Source organism: Streptomyces dysideae (genome assembly GCF_001514305.1).
GTDB lineage: Bacteria > Actinomycetota > Actinomycetes > Streptomycetales > Streptomycetaceae > Streptomyces > Streptomyces dysideae.
Genome location: NZ_KQ949092.1, coordinates 14,761 through 30,306 on the forward strand (window position 1 = coordinate 14,761; position 15,546 = coordinate 30,306).

Consider the following 15,546-nt stretch of genomic DNA (forward strand, 5'->3'; position numbering starts at 1 on the left):
TCACACCCCGCTCACCCTCGTAAGGAAACCAGTCATGCGCAAGTCATCCATCCGCCGTACCTGCGCGGCCCTCGCCGCCGTCACCTCGCTCGCCCTGGCCGCCACCGCCTGCGGCGGCACCACCAAGGAGGACGTCAGCGACGACAGCGCCTCCGCCGCCACCGCCGGCAAGGCCGACCCGAACGCCGAACTGAAGAAGGGCCTGACCGTCGGCTTCCTGCCCAAGCAGGTCAACAACCCCTACTTCACCTCCGCCGACAAGGGCGGCGAGGCGGCCCTGAAGGAGCTGGGCTCCAGCTACAAGGAGGTCGGCCCGTCCAGCGCCACCGACACCTCCGGACAGGTCTCCTACGTCAACACGCTCACCCAGCAGCAGGTCGACGCGATGGCCGTGTCCGCGCAGGACCCGGGCGCCCTGTGCACCGCGCTCAAGCAGGCCATGAAGAACGACATCAAGGTCGTCACCTACGACTCGGACACCAAGGCCGACTGCCGCAACGCCTTCGTCTCGCAGGCCAGCGCCGAGGACCTCGGCCGCACCGAGGTGCAGCTGCTCGCCGAGCAGATCGGCTACAAGGGCGAGATCGCGATCCTGTCCGCCGCGCAGACGGCGACGAACCAGAACATCTGGATCGACTTCATGAAGGAGGAGCTCAAGGACCCGAAGTACAAGGACATGAAGCTCGTCAAGGTCGCGTACGGCAACGACGACGCCCAGCAGTCCTTCCAGCAGACCCAGGGCCTGCTCCAGGAGTACCCGAACCTGAAGGGGATCATCTCCCCGACCACCGTCGGCATCAAGGCCGCCGCCCAGTACCTGTCCGGCTCCAAGTACAAGGGCAAGGTCAAGCTGACCGGCCTCGGCACCCCGAACGACATGCGCAAGTACGTCAAGAACGGCACCGTCGAGGGCTTCGAGCTGTGGGACCCGTCGAAGCTCGGCGAGCTCGCCGCCCGCACCGCCGTCGCCCTGGTCTCCGGCCAGATCACCGGCAAGGAGGGCGAGACCTTCACGGCCGGCGACATGGGTGAGTTCACCATCGGCAAGGACGGCGTGATCAGCCTCGGCAAGCCGACCGTGTTCGACGCCAAGAACATCGACCAGTTCAACTTCTGATATCCGGAGGGTTGTTGATGCAGCGCGTGTGCTTCCTGCTCAAGGTCAGGGCGGACCGCCTCGACGAGTACCGCGAGCGGCATGCCGCCGTGTGGCCCGAGATGCTCGAGGCGCTCTCGGCCACCGGCTGGCACAACTACTCGCTCTTCCTGCGCGAGGACGGCCTGCTCGTCGGCTACTTGGAGACCGAGGACTTCGAGGCCGCCCAGGCCGGCATGGAAGCCACCGATGTCAACGCCCGCTGGCAGGCGGAGATGGCGCCGTTCTTCGAGTCGCTGGACGGCGCCCGGCCCGACGAGGCCATGAAACCGCTCACTGAGGTGTTCCACCTGGCCTGACCCCCCGCTCGACCCCTGCTCTTCCCGCTCCCCGCACCTCGCCGACAATGGAGTCCCCCGAGATGAAGAGACGTACGCTGCTGGCCGCCGCCGCACTGGGCGCCGTAGCCACCCCCGCCCTCGGCGCCGGAACCGCACGGGCCGCCGACCCCGGCCCCTCGGTCACCCTGACCGGCAGCACCACGCTGGACACCCAGGCCCTTTTCTTCGTGTCGTACAACGGCCTGGTCAACAACAACTCGTTCCAGAAGAACGCGATGCTGACCTACAAGGGTTACCAGTACGCCGTCTGGTACACCGCCGACCGCAACGCCGTCGTCGGCCGCCGCAAGTTCCCGTCGACCACGTGGTCCACCGTCAAGGTCGGTCACACCCTCCGGTACAACGACTCCCACAATGTCATCTCCATGGGCATCTCCAAGGTCGACGGCCGGCTGCACCTCAACATGGACTCCCACAGCGACGGCTTCACCTACGTCAAGTCGGTGGCGGGACTCATGGACAACCCGGCCGGGATGAGCTGGACCACCAGCCGGTTCGGCGCCCCCCAGTCCACCCTCGACGGCCTCGCCCTCACCTCGCAGTTCACCTACCCGCAGTTCATCTCGACACCCGAGGGCAAGCTCCAGCTGAGCTATCGCGTAGCCATCTCCGGCAATGGCCGCAACGCCCTCGCCGAGTACGACGGCACGTCCTGGACCAACCTCGGCGAGTGGACCAGCTCCACCGGGACGTACACCAGCGAGCACGGCTCCTCGACGGCCCGCAACATGTACCTGCACGGCATCGACTACGACAAGAACGGCCGGCTGCACTCCTTCTTCACCTGGCGAGAGCAGAACAACGCCGTGATGTGCAACAGCGGCGGCATCACCAACCACGACACCGGCTACGTCTACTCCGACGACCGCGGCCGCACCTGGCGCAACAACGCGGGCACCGTCGTCGGCACCACCGGCGGCTCCGACAAGGTCGCGGTCACGGACAGCGGTCTGGTGATCGACTCGCTGAACCCGGACCACTCCCTGATGAACCAGGAGAGCCAGTGGACCGACTCGGCGGGACGCCCCCACGCGATCATCAGCTACGTCCCCGGCCGTTTTGGGCAGTGCACGACGAACTACGTCACTGACCGCACCAACAACGGCCGTGCCTTCCACGTCCGCAAGAACGCCTCCGGCACCTGGCAGAAGACCGAGATACCGGTGCCGCTGAACTCCAGCCAGCGCACCAAGCTGTTCCTCGACAAGTACGACAACGCCTACGCGATCTTCCCGTTCTGCCGGATCGCCGGCGCTTCCGCGGCCTCCGGGTACACCGACTGGACGACGCTGTACGACGGCGTCACCGCCGGGCTGAACGCCTTCGGTGAGGTCGTGTTCGACGAGACGCGGATCGGTCAGGATCATTTCCTGTCGGTCATGTACCAGGAGAAGTCCAGCGGTACGACGCCGTCGGCGCTCCGCAGCCTCAACTTCAGCCTGCCCGCCTGACCGAAGGCGCACGGGCGGCGTGAGGGTAATGTGAAGCCGCCTTCCCGCCGCCCCTCGTTCCCCCTGGAGGTCCCTGCCCCATGGCCCAGTCGGTGGGTATCAAGGACGTCGCACGCGCCGCCGGAGTCTCCGTCGGCACGGTCTCGAACGTCATCAACCGTCCGGACTCGGTCGCGACCGAGACCCGGGCGCGGGTGCAGTCCGCGATAGACCGGCTGGGCTACGTCCGCAGCGAGTCCGCGCGTCAGCTGCGCGCGGGCCGCAGCCGGATCATGGGACTGCTCGTCCTCGACATGGGCAACCCGTTCTTCGTCGACGTGGCGCGCGGCGCCGAGCGCGCCGCGCGCGAGGCCGGCCTCGGCGTGATGGTCTGCAACAGCGCGCAGAACGCGGGCGAGGAGGCCGACTACCTGTCGCTCTTCGCCGAGCAGCGGGTCCGCGGCGTCCTGCTGACGCCGGCCGACGCGAGCGGCCGCAACATCGAGGCGTTCCGGCGCCACAACATCCCCTTCGTCCTCGTCGACCGGGTCGCCGAGGGCACCACCGAGTGCTCGGTCTCCGTCGACGACGTCGCGGGCGGCGCCCTGGCCGTACGCCACCTCGTGGACGCCGGGCACCGCTCCATCGCCTACGTCAGCGGTCCGCCCGGCCTCAACCAGGTCCGCGACCGCCGCACCGGCGCCCTGAACGCGCTCGCCGAGGCCGGCCTCGGCCCCGACGTCCTGCGCGAACTGCCCACCGAACGGCTCGACGTCGCCGCCGGCCGGGACGCCGGCGCACGCCTGCTCGGCCTCGCCGACCGGCCGACCGCCGTCTTCTGCGCCAACGACCTGCTCGCCCTCGGCGTGCTGCAGGCCATGTACGCGGCCGGCATAAAGGTCCCGGACGACCTCGCGATCGTCGGCTACGACGACATCGAGTTCGCGGCCGCCGCAGCCGTACCCCTCACCTCGGTACGGCAGCCCGCCGTCACCATGGGCGCCCTGGCCGCCGAACTCCTGCTGGAGGAGACGGAGACGGAGACCGGCCCTCGCGCGCACGAGCACCGGCGGGTCGTCCTCCAGCCCGAGCTGGTGGTACGGCGGTCCAGCCTCTCCGCCCGCTGACCGGCAGGTCAGTAAGATTTCATGATCCCGGGGGTGTTCGCCGGACGGACATGTGCTGAACTGGGTCGCGGCCCGCACACCCTCCGCCCCTGGAGCACCGTTGACCGTCAGCTACCGCCAACCCGGCCTCGTCCTCACCGACCGCCACTTCACCGTGCCCCTCGACCACGACGACCCGGCGGGGGAGAGCATCGAGCTCTACGCCCGTGAGGTCGTCGCGAGCGAGCGGGCGGGACAGAACCTGCCGTGGCTGGTCTACCTCCAGGGCGGCCCCGGCTTCGGAGCGCAGCGTTTCGTCGGCAAGCAGGCCTGGCTCGGCCGCGCCCTGAAGGAGTACCGCGTCCTCCTCCTCGACCAGCGCGGCACCGGCCACTCCGCCCCCGCCAACCGCCAGACGCTCCCGCTGCGCGGCGGCCCCGCCGAACAGGCCGACTACCTCACCCACTTCCGCGCCGACTCGATCGTCCGCGACTGCGAGACGATCCGCACGGAGATCACCGGCGGCACCCCCTGGACCGTCCTCGGGCAGAGCTTCGGCGGCTTCTGCACGGTGAACTACCTGTCCACCGCCCCTGAGGGCCTGAGCACCGCGCTCATCACCGGCGGCCTGCCCTCGCTCGACGCCCACGCCGACGACGTCTACCGCGCCGCCTACCCGCGCGTCGAACGCAAGGTCGCCGCGCACTACGCCCGCTACCCGCAGGACGTCGAACGCGCCCGGCAGATCGCCGACCACCTCCTCACCCACGAGGTCGTGCTGCCGAACGGCTACCGGCTGACCGCCGAGGCCTTCCAGTCCCTCGGCATCCTCCTCGGCGGCACCGACGGCAGCCACCGCCTGCACTACCTCCTGGAACACGCCTTCGTCCGCACCCCGCTGGGCACGACCCTGTCCGACGCGTTCCAGGAGGCGCTCCAGGGCCACCTGTCGTACGCCGGCCACCCGCTGTACGCCCTCGTCCACGAGGCGATCTACGGCCAGGACGCGCGCCCCACCGGCTGGTCCGCCGAGCGGGTCCGCGCCGAGTTCCCGCAGTTCGACGCGGCCAAGGCGCTCGCGGGCGACGGACCGCTGCTGTTCACCGGCGAGACGATCCACCCCTGGATGTTCGACTGCGACCCGGCGCTGCGCCCGCTGCGCGAGACGGCCGAACTCCTCGCCGCCCGCACCGACTGGCAGCCCCTCTACGACCCCGCCCGCCTCGCCGCCAACGAGGTGCCGGTCGCCGCGGCCGTCTACCACGACGACATGTACGTCGACACGGCCCACGCCCTGCGAACCGCCCGCACGATCCGCGGCCTGCGCACCTGGGTCACCGACGAGTTCGAGCACGACGGCGTACGGGCGAGCGGCGACCGGGTCCTGGACCGGCTGCTGGCGCTCACCCGCGACGAGGTGTGACCGGTGCCGACGATGATCGAAAACCCGTCCGGTGCGTCGGGCCTCCGCCCGTAGGCTGGCCCCATGACCGAGCCGAAGACCACTGACCTCCGGCCCATGCCCGAGGACTGGCAGCGCTGCCTCGCGGTCGTGGCACACCCCGACGACCTCGAGTACGGCTGCTCGGCGGCGATCGCCGCCTGGACCGACGCCGGCCGTGAGGTCGCCTACCTCCTGGCGACCCGCGGCGAGGCCGGCATCGACACGCTGCCGCCCGCCGAGTGCGGCCCGCTGCGGGAGCGGGAGCAACGGGCGAGCGCGGCGGTGGTCGGCGTGACTGCGGTGGAGTTCCTCGACCACCAGGACGGCGTGATCGAGTACGGCACCGCCCTGCGCCGCGACATCGCCGCCGCCATCCGCCGGCACCGGCCCGAGCTGGTGATCACCCTCAACCACCGGGACACCTGGGGCGGCGTCGCCTGGAACACCCCGGACCACGTGGCGGTCGGCCGCGCCACCCTGGACGCGGCGGGCGACGCCGGCAACCGCTGGATCTTCCCGGAGCTCACCGAACAGGGTCTTGAGCCCTGGAACGGCGTCCGCTGGGTCGCCGTCGCCGGGTCCAGCACGCCCACCCATGCCGTGGACGCGACGCCGGGACTGGAGCGGGCGGTGCGCTCACTGCTCGAACACCGCACCTACATCGAGGTGTTGACGGACGAGGACCCGGAGACGTACGTACGCGAGTTCCTGACCGGGTACGCGGAGACGACGGGGGAGCGGTTCGGCGGGACGCCGGCCGTGGCCTTCGAACTGTTCAGCAGATGACGATGACGACGGCGGGGGAGCCGACGATGGACGAACGAGAGCTGCTCGCGGACCGCTTCGAGGAGCACCGCGGGCATCTGAAGGCCGTGGCCTACCGCATGCTCGGCTCACTGGCCGAGGCGGAGGACGCCGTCCAGGAGGCCTGGCTGAAGCTCGGCCGGAGCGACGCGGGCGCCATCGGCAACCTCGGCGGCTGGCTGACCACCGTGGTCGGCCGGGTCTGCCTCGACATGCTGCGCTCGCGCACCCGCCGCCACGAGCAGCCGCTGGACGACACGTTCGTCCCGGACCCGGTGATCCGGCCCCTGTCGGAGATCGACCCGGAACAGGAGGTGCTCCAGGCCGACTCGGTGGGACTCGCCCTCCTGGTGGTCCTGGAGACGCTGGAGCCCGCCGAGCGACTGGCGTTCGTGCTGCACGACATGTTCGCCGTGCCCTTCGACGACATCGCGCCGATCGTGGAGCGCAGCCCGGCCGCCACCCGCCAACTGGCCAGTCGGGCCCGGCGCCGGGTCCGCGGTGCCACGCCGTCCGCCGAGCCCGACCTCGCCAGGCAGCGGCAGGTCCTGGACGCCTTCATGGCCGCCGCCCGCGCCGGGGACTTCGAGGCGCTGCTCGCGGTCCTCGACCCCGATGTCGTCCTGCGGGCCGACGCCGGGGCGCTGGTCGGCGGAGCGGCCGCGTCCAAGCTGGTACGCGGTGCCAAACCGGTCGCCGAACAGGCCCTCATGTTCGCCCAGTTCGCGCACCACGCCCAGCTCGTGCTGGTCAACGGCACGGTCGGCGTCATCAACGCCCCCGACGGACAGGCCCTTTCGGTCATGGGCGTCACCATCGCCGACGGCAGGATCACCGAGATGCACATCCTGGCCGACCCCGAGCGGCTCGCCCGGCTCGACCTGCCGGACGGCCTCGCGGGGTAGTCAGACGGCCACGGCCAGCGTGCCGAGCGTACGGTGCGGGTCCACGACCCGCCCGTCCGGCAGGAGTTCACCGGTGTCGTCGAAGACGATGGTGCCGTTGCACAGCAGGCTCCAGCCCTGTTCGGGGTGGGCCGAGACGATCACGGCGGTGTGGTGGTCGGGGCTGTCGGCGCTGGGGCACGCCGGTCGGTGGCTGCACATGACGTCTCTCCTCGATGCGTTGGTGCTCCTGCTTCCGTCGGCTCGCATCTCAGTGGTAGCCGAGCTTGTTTTCCGTTGGATGAGGAGACCCCCACAGCACCGGAAACTCATCGGTGAGATCAGGCGGTCCGCAGGTCGTAGGGTTGTCGTCATGCAAGAACACACGATCGACCTGGTCGACCTGGTCGACCTGCGCGGCGACTGCGCGCGGTGCTTCGGGCTGTGCTGTGTCGCCCTGCCCTTCACCGCCTCCGCCGACTTCGCGGTCGACAAGGCGGCCGGGCAGCCCTGCCGGAACCTCCAGGACGACCACCGGTGCGGCATCCACGCCCGGCTGCGGCAGACGGGGTTCACCGGCTGCACCGTCTACGACTGCTTCGGCGCCGGCCAGAAGGTCTCGCAGGTCACCTTCGGCGGAGCGGACTGGCGTGCCGGCGCGCGCGAGGACGCCCGGCGCATGTTCGACGTGTTCCCGGTCGTCCGGCAGCTGCACGAGCTGCTCTGGTACCTCACCGAGGCCCTCACCCTGCCCGCCGCCCGCCCGATCCGCACCGAGCTGCGCCGGGCCCTGGAGAAGACCGAAGAGCTGACCCGCCAGACCCCGGAGGAACTCGGCGCGCTGGACGTCGCCGCGCACCGCCAGGACGTCAACGTGCTCCTGCTGAGGACCAGCGAACTGGCGCGGGCCGGCATCCGCGGCCGCAAGAAGGAGCGCCGGGGCGCGGACCTGATGGGCGCCCGCCTCAAGGGCGCCGACCTGCGCGGCGCGAACCTCCGCGGCGCCTACCTCATCGCCGCCGACCTGACCGGCGCGGACCTGCGGGGCGCGGACCTCATCGGCGCCGACCTACGAGACACCGACCTCACGGACGCCGACCTGACCGGCGCCTTCTTCCTCACCCAGCCACAGCTCAACGCGGCCCGGGGCAGCGCGGGCACGCGGTTGCCGGGGGCAGTCGCCCGTCCCGGGCACTGGGCCGCGCACGCCTGAGGGCGACTCGGCAGGGGAGTCCGCCGCCGTTCCAGGTGCGGCCGCGGCCTTTTGGGCAGTGCCGTCAGCTGTTCCGCGCCGATCTGACGGGCGCCTTCTTCGTCACCCAGCCGCGGCTCAACGCGGCCGGGGCGGCGCGGGCACCCGCAGCGCGCCTCTGAGGAGACCTCGGCGTGGGAGGTCGGCCGCCGCCCAAGGTGCAGCCGCGGCGCTTCCGGCGGCACCGTCAGCGGCTGCGCGCCGATCTGACCGGGGCCCTCTTCCACGGCGCGGGCACCGGCCGCCCCAGTCAGTCGCCCGCCCCGTGCGCTGGACAGCGCGCCTCCGAGGGCACCTCGGTGTGGGAGGTCGGCCGCCGCCCAAGGTGCAGCCGCGGCGCTTCCGGCGGCACCGTCAGCGGCTGCGCGCCGATCTGACCGGGGCCCTCTTCCACGGCGCGGGCACCGGCCGCCCCAGTCAGTCGCCCGCCCCGTGCGCTGGACAGCGCGCCTCCGAGGGCACCTCGGCGTGGGAGGTGCGCCGCCGTTCCAGGTGTAGTCGCAGCCCCTCCGGCAGCACCGTCAGCCGCTCCGTCACCCGTAGGCGGTAGGCGGGGTCGGCGTGCAGCTCGTAGCGGCGCAGCAGCAGGCCCAGTACCAGCGTGGCCTCGTGCAGGGCGAACTGGCGGCCGATGCACGCCCGCGCGCCCGTACCGAACGGCTTGAAGGTGTGTGCGGGACGGGTGCGTACGGCGCCCGGCTCGAAGCGGTCCGGGTCGAAGCGCTCGGCGTCCGTACCCCACGCCTCGGGGTCGCGGTGCAGCATCGGCGTGAGGACCAGCGCCCACGCACCGCGCCGCATCGGGTGGACGCCGCCCAGCACCGTGTCCTCACGGGCCTCCCGGGCGAAGGCCGGTGCCGTCGGCCACAGCCGCAGTGACTCGTCCAGCACTCGGCGGACGTACCGCAGCCTGGCCACCTGGTCGTAGCCGGGCACCGCAGCGTCGCCCCACACCCGGTCCACCTCGGCGCGGGCGCGGGCCGCGGCCTCCGGGTGCCGGGAGAGGTAGTGCAGGGCGAAGGAGAGCGCGCCCGAGGTCGTCTCGTGCCCGGCGACCAGGAAGGTGATCACCTGTCGGCGGACGTTCTCCGCCGACAGCCGCTCCCCGGTCTCCGGATGGGCCGTCTCCAGCATCCGGTCCAGCAGGTCCCCAGCCCGGTCCCCGCTCGCCGTACGCCGGGCCCGGACCAGGTCGTCCACCGTGCGGTTGAGGTACGCGATGTCGGCGTCGTTGCGGTGCGCGGCCCGCCGGAGCAGGAACGGCGACGGCACGGTGTTCAGCCGCTGCGCGTACGTCAGCGTGCCCACCATCGCCGTCACGAAGGGATGCGGCCGGCCCCGCTCGAAGGAGCCGAAGTCGTGCCCGAAGCCGGTGCGCGCGATCGTCTCCAGCGTCAGCCTCGTCATGTCGCCCGGCACGTCCACCGCCCGGCCCGCCGCCAGTTCCCGGTCCCAGCGGTCCATCAGCCGGTCCGCCACCGCCAGCATCATCGGGTGGTAGCCCGCCATGGCCTCCCGGCTGAACCCCGGCGCCAGAACGTCGTGCGCCAGCTGCCAGTTGGGCTCGTGGTTGTACGCCGTGAACAGACCGTCCCCGACGACCGGCCGCAGATTGGCGATGCCGAGCCCCACATGCTTGGCGAACCGCGACTCGTCCGCCAGGTCGGCCGTGAGCCCGGCGCCCCACACGAACACGAACTCCCTGCCGAAGGCCTTGCGCCGGAAGATCGGCCCCAGCCGGCGGGCGTGCCGCAGGGAGTCCTGGAGCGGCCTGGTCCGGCTCGCGCCGAGCACGTCGCCGAGCAGAGGGAGCCGGTACGGGGGATGCGGGATGCGGTGCAGCTCCGGCCAGCCCTGCTCGGCGCTGCGGAATCCCTTCGGCAACGCGGCCGCCCCGGTCGTCGTCTCCGCCATGACGCGATCTCCCTTGCTCCATCGGCAGGTTGAGCGTGTTGTAAGTGGGTTCAATAACGCGTTTCAGTCTGATCCCGTTGCTGAACCGACGTCAAGTAAAGTGCGGGCATGGCTGCCGACCAGGGTGCGCGCGTGCGCCGCCGGCTCAGTACCGGGGAGCGCCGGGAACAGCTTCTCGCCGTCGGGGCGCGGCTGTTCTCGGAGAGCCCGTACGACGAGGTGTGGATCGAGCAGGTCGCCGAGATCGCCGGTGTCTCGCGCGGCCTGCTCTATCACTACTTCCCGACCAAGCGGGACTTCTTCGCGGCCGTCGTCGAGCGCGAGAGCGGCCGGATGCTGCGGATGACGGGGGCCGTGCCCGGAGTCCCGGTGCGCGAACAGCTCACCGCCGGCCTCGACACCTACCTGGAGTACGTCCGGAACCATGCCCACGGCTACCGCGCCTTCCATCGCGCGGACGCGGCGGGGGACCAGGCCGTGCGCAAGGTCTACCAGCGGGCCCTGGCCGCACAGGAGCGGCAGATCCTGGCGGCGCTGGCGGCGGACCCCGAGTTCGGGGCGGTCCTTGACGCGCACCCAGATGTGCGCCTCGCGGTGCGGGGGTGGCTGGCCTTCACCGCCGCCGTCTGTCTGGAGTGGCTGCGGGGCTCGGAGTTGTCCCGGGAGCAGGTGCGCGACCTGTGCGCGCGGGCCCTGTTGGGCGTCCTCGTGCCCTGAGCGCCCCTGAGTGTTCCGACAGCCGGCTGACAGGTTCGGCGGACGTGGTTGGCATAGACCCCGATCTTCGATAGGTTAGGCAAGGCTTACCTAAGGAGGTATGGGATGGGTGACAGCCAGACCTGGACGGCCGCGCCTTCCGCGGCGGAGCGGGCACGTTCGGTGCTCGCCGCCGCGTGGTCCTGTTCGGTGACCGCGGAGGGTGGGCGGGAGGAGTTCGTCGGCGCGCACACGGTGGCCGAGGACGGCCAGGTGCTCCTGGACGTGCCCGAGGACAGCGCCCTGGTCACGGCGGCGATCTGCGCACCCCGCGGAGAGCCGTCCGCCGTCCTGGAGTTCGCGGACGTCGCACCCGTCCCCGTCCGCAAGCGGATCCGCGCCCGGCTCTGGATGGCCGGCTGGTTCACCCGCGAGGAGGAGCGGCTCGCCTTCCGGGCCACCCGCGTGGTGCTGCGGCAGCCGTCCGGTGCCGTGGTCGTCGGCCTCGACGAGTTCGCCGCCGCGGTCCCCGACCCGCTGGCCCTGGCCGAGGCCCAGCTGCTGACCCATCTCGCCGACTGCCATGCCGACGCGGTCGAGCGGCTCACCCGGCTCGTCGAGCCCGACAGCCTGCACGGCGCCGTCCGCGTCCAGCCGCTCGCCGTCGACCGGCACGGACTGACGCTGCGCATCGAGCGGGCCCGCGCCCACGGCGACGTACGGCTGGCGTTCCACCGGCCCGCCGACGACGTCGCGCAGCTCACCGAGCGCATGCACGTCCTGCTCACGCAGGCGAGCGCGGCCTCCTGCCCCCGGTCCCTACTGCGGCAGCGCACAGACGGCGACGGGTGACGTGAACGGCTGGCCCGCGAGCCGCAGTTCACCGCTCGCGCGGTCGACGTGGAAGACGGTGACCGAGCTGGAGCGCTGGTTCGACACGAACAGCAGCTTCCCGTCCGGCGAGAACGCGGTGTGCCGTGGCCAGTCGCCGTGTACCGGCACCGTGTCGAGGAGCCGGAGCCGGGCACCGTCCGCCTCGACGGCGTACCGCGTCAGACTGTTGTGTCCCCGGTTGGCGAAGTAGGCGTACGAGCCGTCCGCGGTCACCAGGATCTGTGACGGATAGCTGGTGCCCTCGCCGGTGCCGGTCGACTGCGGGTCGCCGATGGTGACCCGGCCGGTGGCCGGATCGTAGGCGCACACCGTCACGGTGTTGTCGAGTTCGTTGGCCAGGTAGGCGTACCGCCCGCCCGGGTGGAAGGTGAGGTGTCGTGGTCCGGCGCCCGGGCGGGACCGCGCCCGGGACACCTCGGTGAGCGTGCCCTTGGTCTGGTCGAGGCGGTAGGTGTGGACGGTGTCCGTGCCCAGGTCCACGGCGAGCACGTGGCCACCGTCGGGGGTCGTGACGATCTGGTGGGCGTGCGGACCGTCCTGGCGCTCGGCGTCGGGGCCGGGCGGCGGGCTGGAGTGCGTGATCACGTCGGTGTGCTCGCCGAGCGCGCCCGAGGCCGCGATGGGGTGCACGGTCACGCTGCCGGAGCTGTAGTTGGCGCTCAGCAGCCAGCGCCCGCTCGGATGCACGGAGAGGTGGCACGGACCCGCGCCGCCCGAACTCCGGGTGCCCAGAACCTTCCGGTCGGCGAGCCGCACGGCGGTCACGCCGCCGTCCTCCCGCTCGTTGACGGCGTACAGCGTCCTGCCGTTCGGGTGCGGGGCGAGAAACGAGGGGTCGCCGGTCTTCGCCAGGATTCCGCGGTCGGTGATACGGCCCGTGGTGGCGTCGTACGTGGCGAGGGCGATGCCCTTGCCGCCGCCCTCGGCGGAGGTGTAGGTCCCGAGGTAGAGGGGGCGCGGGCCGGCGGGCGTGCGGGCCTCGCGCGAGGTGTTCGTACTGGCCCTGGAAGGCGTCGTGTCCGCGGGGGCGGGCGCGTCGCCGCACGACGTCGCCGCCGGGAGCGTCGCCACGGCGGCCGTTCCCGCCAGACCCCCTACGAACCGGCGCCTGCTCAAGCCTCCACTGCCCATGTCCACACCTCAGGTCGTCGGTGGTCCCCGTCGCGACGACCACCTTGGCGTGGATCACCCGCCGCACGCAAGAACGACAACGCCCATTGCACATGGCGCAACACGTCGGCTACCAGTCGCCGTCCTCGACCGGCTCGCCCGGCGCGTCCTTCAGCGGCATGATCTGCACCGGCGTGGGCTCCTGCCAGGGCTCGTGGTCGTCGCCCAGCCAGTCGCCGACGGGTTTCACCGCCTCGAGCCGGTCCGTGGGGGCGAGATCCTCGGCGTCCTGGTCGTAGTAGTCGAACCAGGGCAGCCCCGCGCGCGTGTACGCCGCCCGGTCCACCGGGGACGGCGGGGGAGCCTCGCCGGTGATGCGGCGCCACTCCGGCGGCGTCACCAGGTGGACGAAGACGCGGCCCGCGGCCCGGTCGGCCCAGTCGGTGAGCGGGCGGTCGTCCCGGTAGACCTCCTGGCGCATCGAACCGCCGACGCCCAGACCCATGGCGGCGCGCGCCGGGACCGCGGCCGGGGCGGCCGGCGCCGGCATGGGCAGGGCGGCGCCGTAACCCCCGGTCGGCGTGAACGCCCGGGCCCGCTCCGTCCGGTGCCGCGCCTCCTGCTCCCGCCACTTCGCCAGCTCCCCGTCGGTCAACGGGAACGACTGCAGCTGTACGCCGCCCCAGACCTCCTCGCCCGTGACCTGGCCCTCGACGGTCGCCCCCATCCCGAGCGGCACCGCCACGAACTGGCGGACCGTGCCCTTCCCGGAGTTGATGCCGTCCAGCCAGGGCTGGCGGGGCAGCACCACGTAGTTCTGCGGGTTCCGGGACAGCCGGCCGCTCCACGGCTTCCCCGACACCGCGCACACCTTGCCCACCCCGACCTGGAGAGCGGCCGGTTCGGTCGTGCCGCCGAAGCTCAGCCACATCGCCTCGCGCAGATACACCGGCAGCATCACACCCCCGCGCGCCCGCCATGCCCCCGGAACCGTGTCCGGGTAGTCCGCCACCCGCCGGACCGGGAACTCGCCGAGCCCCGGCGGCAGCGGATGTGTGCCCTTCTCGGGCAGCCGCAGCGTGCGGATGAACCGCACCGCCACACCGCCCGGCAGCCGCAGTGTGTTCCCGTCGATCCGCACGCCCATCCGAACCGTCCCCTCAGCGTTCAGCCTTCCGGTGACTCCGTCACCTAGAACGACGGGCGGTGGCGGCGCGGTTCCGCCGCAGCCGCTTCGGCAGGCGCACCCGGTCCTGCAGCCGGGTCAGCCGCGGCATCCGTTCGCGCTGCTCTCGGGAGACCCGGTCCAGCTCCTCCAGCAGCCGGCGCGAGCGGTGCTCGGTGTCCAGCTCGTCGAGGATGCGGTTGACCTCGGTCAGCATGGCGCCGTGCAGCTGCCACTGGCGGGCGTCGCGCTGGACCTCCTCCAGCAGCAGCTGGGCCAGCTTGTCGCGGGTGACCGCGGCCTGGCGCAGTTCGGCGGTGAGCCGGGCCTCCGCCGACTCGGCGCTCAGACTGACGGGTGTCGTGACGAGGACCGCGAAGCTGACCACGGCGTCGCCGATCTCGCACAGCAGCCGCTCCACCGCGGCACCCGTCTCCGGCGCGAACAGAGGGTCGGGATCGCGGTCCTTGGCGAGATCGGTGAAGGTGCGGGCGAGGACGCGCAGGACGACCGTGCAGATCTCCAGCGTGTCCAGTCCCGTGCGCAGCACCACCCGGTGCAGCAGGCCCTCACGCACCCGCGGATTGAGCCGCAGGCTGTCCTCGGCCTGCCGCAGGGCCGCCTCCACCTCGACGATGTCGTGGTCCAGGGCACGCGCCTCGTACAGCCGCTCGGTCGCATGCTCGACGGGCGTGCGGCCCGTGGCCTCCTCGCCCATGCGCAGCATCAACTGCCGTACCCGGCGCGCCAGACCCTCCAGCGACTCGCCCGCCTCGCCCACCCACACCGGCGGCGCCAGCAGCAGATTGCAGCCGAGCCCGACCACCGCGCCGATCATCGTCTCCAGCACCCGCGCCCACGCCGTGTCCCCCACGGTCGTGACCCCGAGCACCAGCATCGCGCTGATCGCCACCTCGGGCACGTACTCGTCGACCCGCACCAGGTGCCCGACCGCCAGCGAGGCCACGATCAGCAGCGCGAGGCTCCACCAGGTCAGGCCGACCAACTGACTGAAGGCGACGGCGAGCAGCACACCGGCCACCACCGAGTTCACCCGGCGGACGCCGTTGGTGAGCGTCGCGTACAGGGTCACCTGGACGACCAGCAGAGCGGTCAGCGGCGCGGTCAGCGGCGCCGCCTCGGGACTCACCCGCAGCGCGATGACATAGGCGAGCGTCGCCGCGACCGCCGACCGCGTTGTCTGTACGACCACAGGATCCCGGCGCCGCTTCTCGAACCACTCGAGGGGCACCGGCCACTCACGTACATCTCGCATCCTTGGGCTGTTCCCCTTCCACAGATGCATCCAACGCGCTGCATGCGGAACGGAGCGGTCCGCCAGGAAGCCCC

16 protein-coding genes are annotated in these 15,546 nt (G+C 71.8%); 11 read left to right on the top strand and 5 right to left on the bottom strand.

Annotated features, from left to right (window positions below; all coding sequences use genetic code 11):
* The first annotated feature begins 34 nt into the window (after window positions 1-34).
* From rhaS to sigJ, 7 genes are all read left to right on the top strand, one after another.
* Window positions 35-1,117, top strand: coding sequence for a rhamnose ABC transporter substrate-binding protein (gene rhaS / locus AQJ91_RS25845; protein WP_067026245.1), 1,083 nt, complete (start codon window positions 35-37; stop codon window positions 1,115-1,117).
* Window positions 1,118-1,134: 17 nt separating this feature from the next.
* On the top strand, window positions 1,135-1,455 hold the full coding sequence (locus AQJ91_RS25850) for an L-rhamnose mutarotase (protein WP_067026247.1): 321 nt from the start codon (window positions 1,135-1,137) through the stop codon (window positions 1,453-1,455).
* Window positions 1,456-1,517: 62 nt separating this feature from the next.
* Window positions 1,518-2,948, top strand: a complete 1,431-nt coding sequence (locus tag AQJ91_RS25855) for a BNR repeat-containing protein (RefSeq protein ID WP_067026250.1) — start codon at window positions 1,518-1,520, stop codon at window positions 2,946-2,948.
* A gap of 80 nt (window positions 2,949-3,028) precedes the next feature.
* Complete coding sequence (locus AQJ91_RS25860) at window positions 3,029-4,054, top strand: LacI family DNA-binding transcriptional regulator (protein ID WP_067026251.1); 1,026 nt, start codon at window positions 3,029-3,031, stop codon at window positions 4,052-4,054.
* Window positions 4,055-4,154: 100 nt separating this feature from the next.
* The gene (locus AQJ91_RS25865; RefSeq protein WP_067026253.1) at window positions 4,155-5,456 is read left to right on the top strand and encodes an alpha/beta fold hydrolase; all 1,302 of its coding nucleotides are present in this window, start codon (window positions 4,155-4,157) and stop codon (window positions 5,454-5,456) included.
* Between the two features lie 63 nt (window positions 5,457-5,519).
* A complete protein-coding gene (locus AQJ91_RS25870) occupies window positions 5,520-6,263 on the top strand; it encodes a PIG-L deacetylase family protein (protein WP_067026255.1) in 744 nt (247 codons plus the stop codon).
* Window positions 6,264-6,289: 26 nt separating this feature from the next.
* Window positions 6,290-7,186 carry an RNA polymerase sigma factor SigJ gene (gene sigJ / locus AQJ91_RS25875; RefSeq protein WP_067026551.1) on the top strand — a complete coding sequence of 299 codons (897 nt, stop codon included), beginning with the start codon at window positions 6,290-6,292 and terminating at the stop codon, window positions 7,184-7,186.
* On the opposite strand, the gene AQJ91_RS25880 is transcribed toward sigJ, so the two are convergent.
* Window positions 7,187-7,387, bottom strand: a complete 201-nt coding sequence (locus tag AQJ91_RS25880) for a DUF5999 family protein (RefSeq protein ID WP_067026257.1) — start codon at window positions 7,385-7,387, stop codon at window positions 7,187-7,189.
* A gap of 151 nt (window positions 7,388-7,538) precedes the next feature.
* Between AQJ91_RS25880 and AQJ91_RS25885 the strand changes: the two genes are divergently transcribed.
* The gene (locus AQJ91_RS25885) at window positions 7,539-8,378 is read left to right on the top strand and encodes a pentapeptide repeat-containing protein (protein WP_067026259.1); all 840 of its coding nucleotides are present in this window, start codon (window positions 7,539-7,541) and stop codon (window positions 8,376-8,378) included.
* Window positions 8,379-8,551: 173 nt separating this feature from the next.
* Window positions 8,552-8,794 carry a hypothetical protein gene (locus AQJ91_RS53820; protein WP_159054668.1) on the top strand — a complete coding sequence of 81 codons (243 nt, stop codon included), beginning with the start codon at window positions 8,552-8,554 and terminating at the stop codon, window positions 8,792-8,794.
* Window positions 8,795-8,834: 40 nt separating this feature from the next.
* On the opposite strand, the gene AQJ91_RS25890 is transcribed toward AQJ91_RS53820, so the two are convergent.
* Window positions 8,835-10,331 carry a cytochrome P450 gene (locus tag AQJ91_RS25890; protein WP_067026261.1) on the bottom strand — a complete coding sequence of 499 codons (1,497 nt, stop codon included), beginning with the start codon at window positions 10,329-10,331 and terminating at the stop codon, window positions 8,835-8,837.
* A 108-nt stretch (window positions 10,332-10,439) separates the two neighbouring features.
* On the opposite strand from AQJ91_RS25890, the gene AQJ91_RS25895 reads away from it, so the two are divergent.
* Window positions 10,440-11,048: a TetR/AcrR family transcriptional regulator gene (locus tag AQJ91_RS25895; RefSeq protein WP_067026264.1), complete on the top strand. Its 609-nt coding sequence runs from the start codon at window positions 10,440-10,442 to the stop codon at window positions 11,046-11,048.
* A gap of 105 nt (window positions 11,049-11,153) precedes the next feature.
* Window positions 11,154-11,879, top strand: coding sequence for a DUF2470 domain-containing protein (locus AQJ91_RS25900; protein WP_067026265.1), 726 nt, complete (start codon window positions 11,154-11,156; stop codon window positions 11,877-11,879).
* On the opposite strand, the gene AQJ91_RS25905 is transcribed toward AQJ91_RS25900, so the two are convergent.
* From AQJ91_RS25905 to AQJ91_RS25915, 3 genes are all read right to left on the bottom strand, one after another.
* Window positions 11,847-13,052 carry a lactonase family protein gene (locus tag AQJ91_RS25905; RefSeq protein ID WP_107122533.1) on the bottom strand — a complete coding sequence of 402 codons (1,206 nt, stop codon included), beginning with the start codon at window positions 13,050-13,052 and terminating at the stop codon, window positions 11,847-11,849. The genes AQJ91_RS25900 and AQJ91_RS25905 overlap by 33 nt on opposite strands.
* Before the next feature lie 109 nt (window positions 13,053-13,161).
* Window positions 13,162-14,178 (bottom strand): hypothetical protein, encoded by a 1,017-nt coding sequence (locus tag AQJ91_RS25910; RefSeq protein ID WP_067026267.1) that lies wholly within the window; start codon window positions 14,176-14,178, stop codon window positions 13,162-13,164.
* 40 nt (window positions 14,179-14,218) lie between these two features.
* Entirely contained in the window at window positions 14,219-15,472 is a 1,254-nt protein-coding gene (locus AQJ91_RS25915) for an aromatic acid exporter family protein (RefSeq protein WP_067026269.1), read from the bottom strand.
* Between the last annotated feature and the right edge of the window lie 74 nt (window positions 15,473-15,546).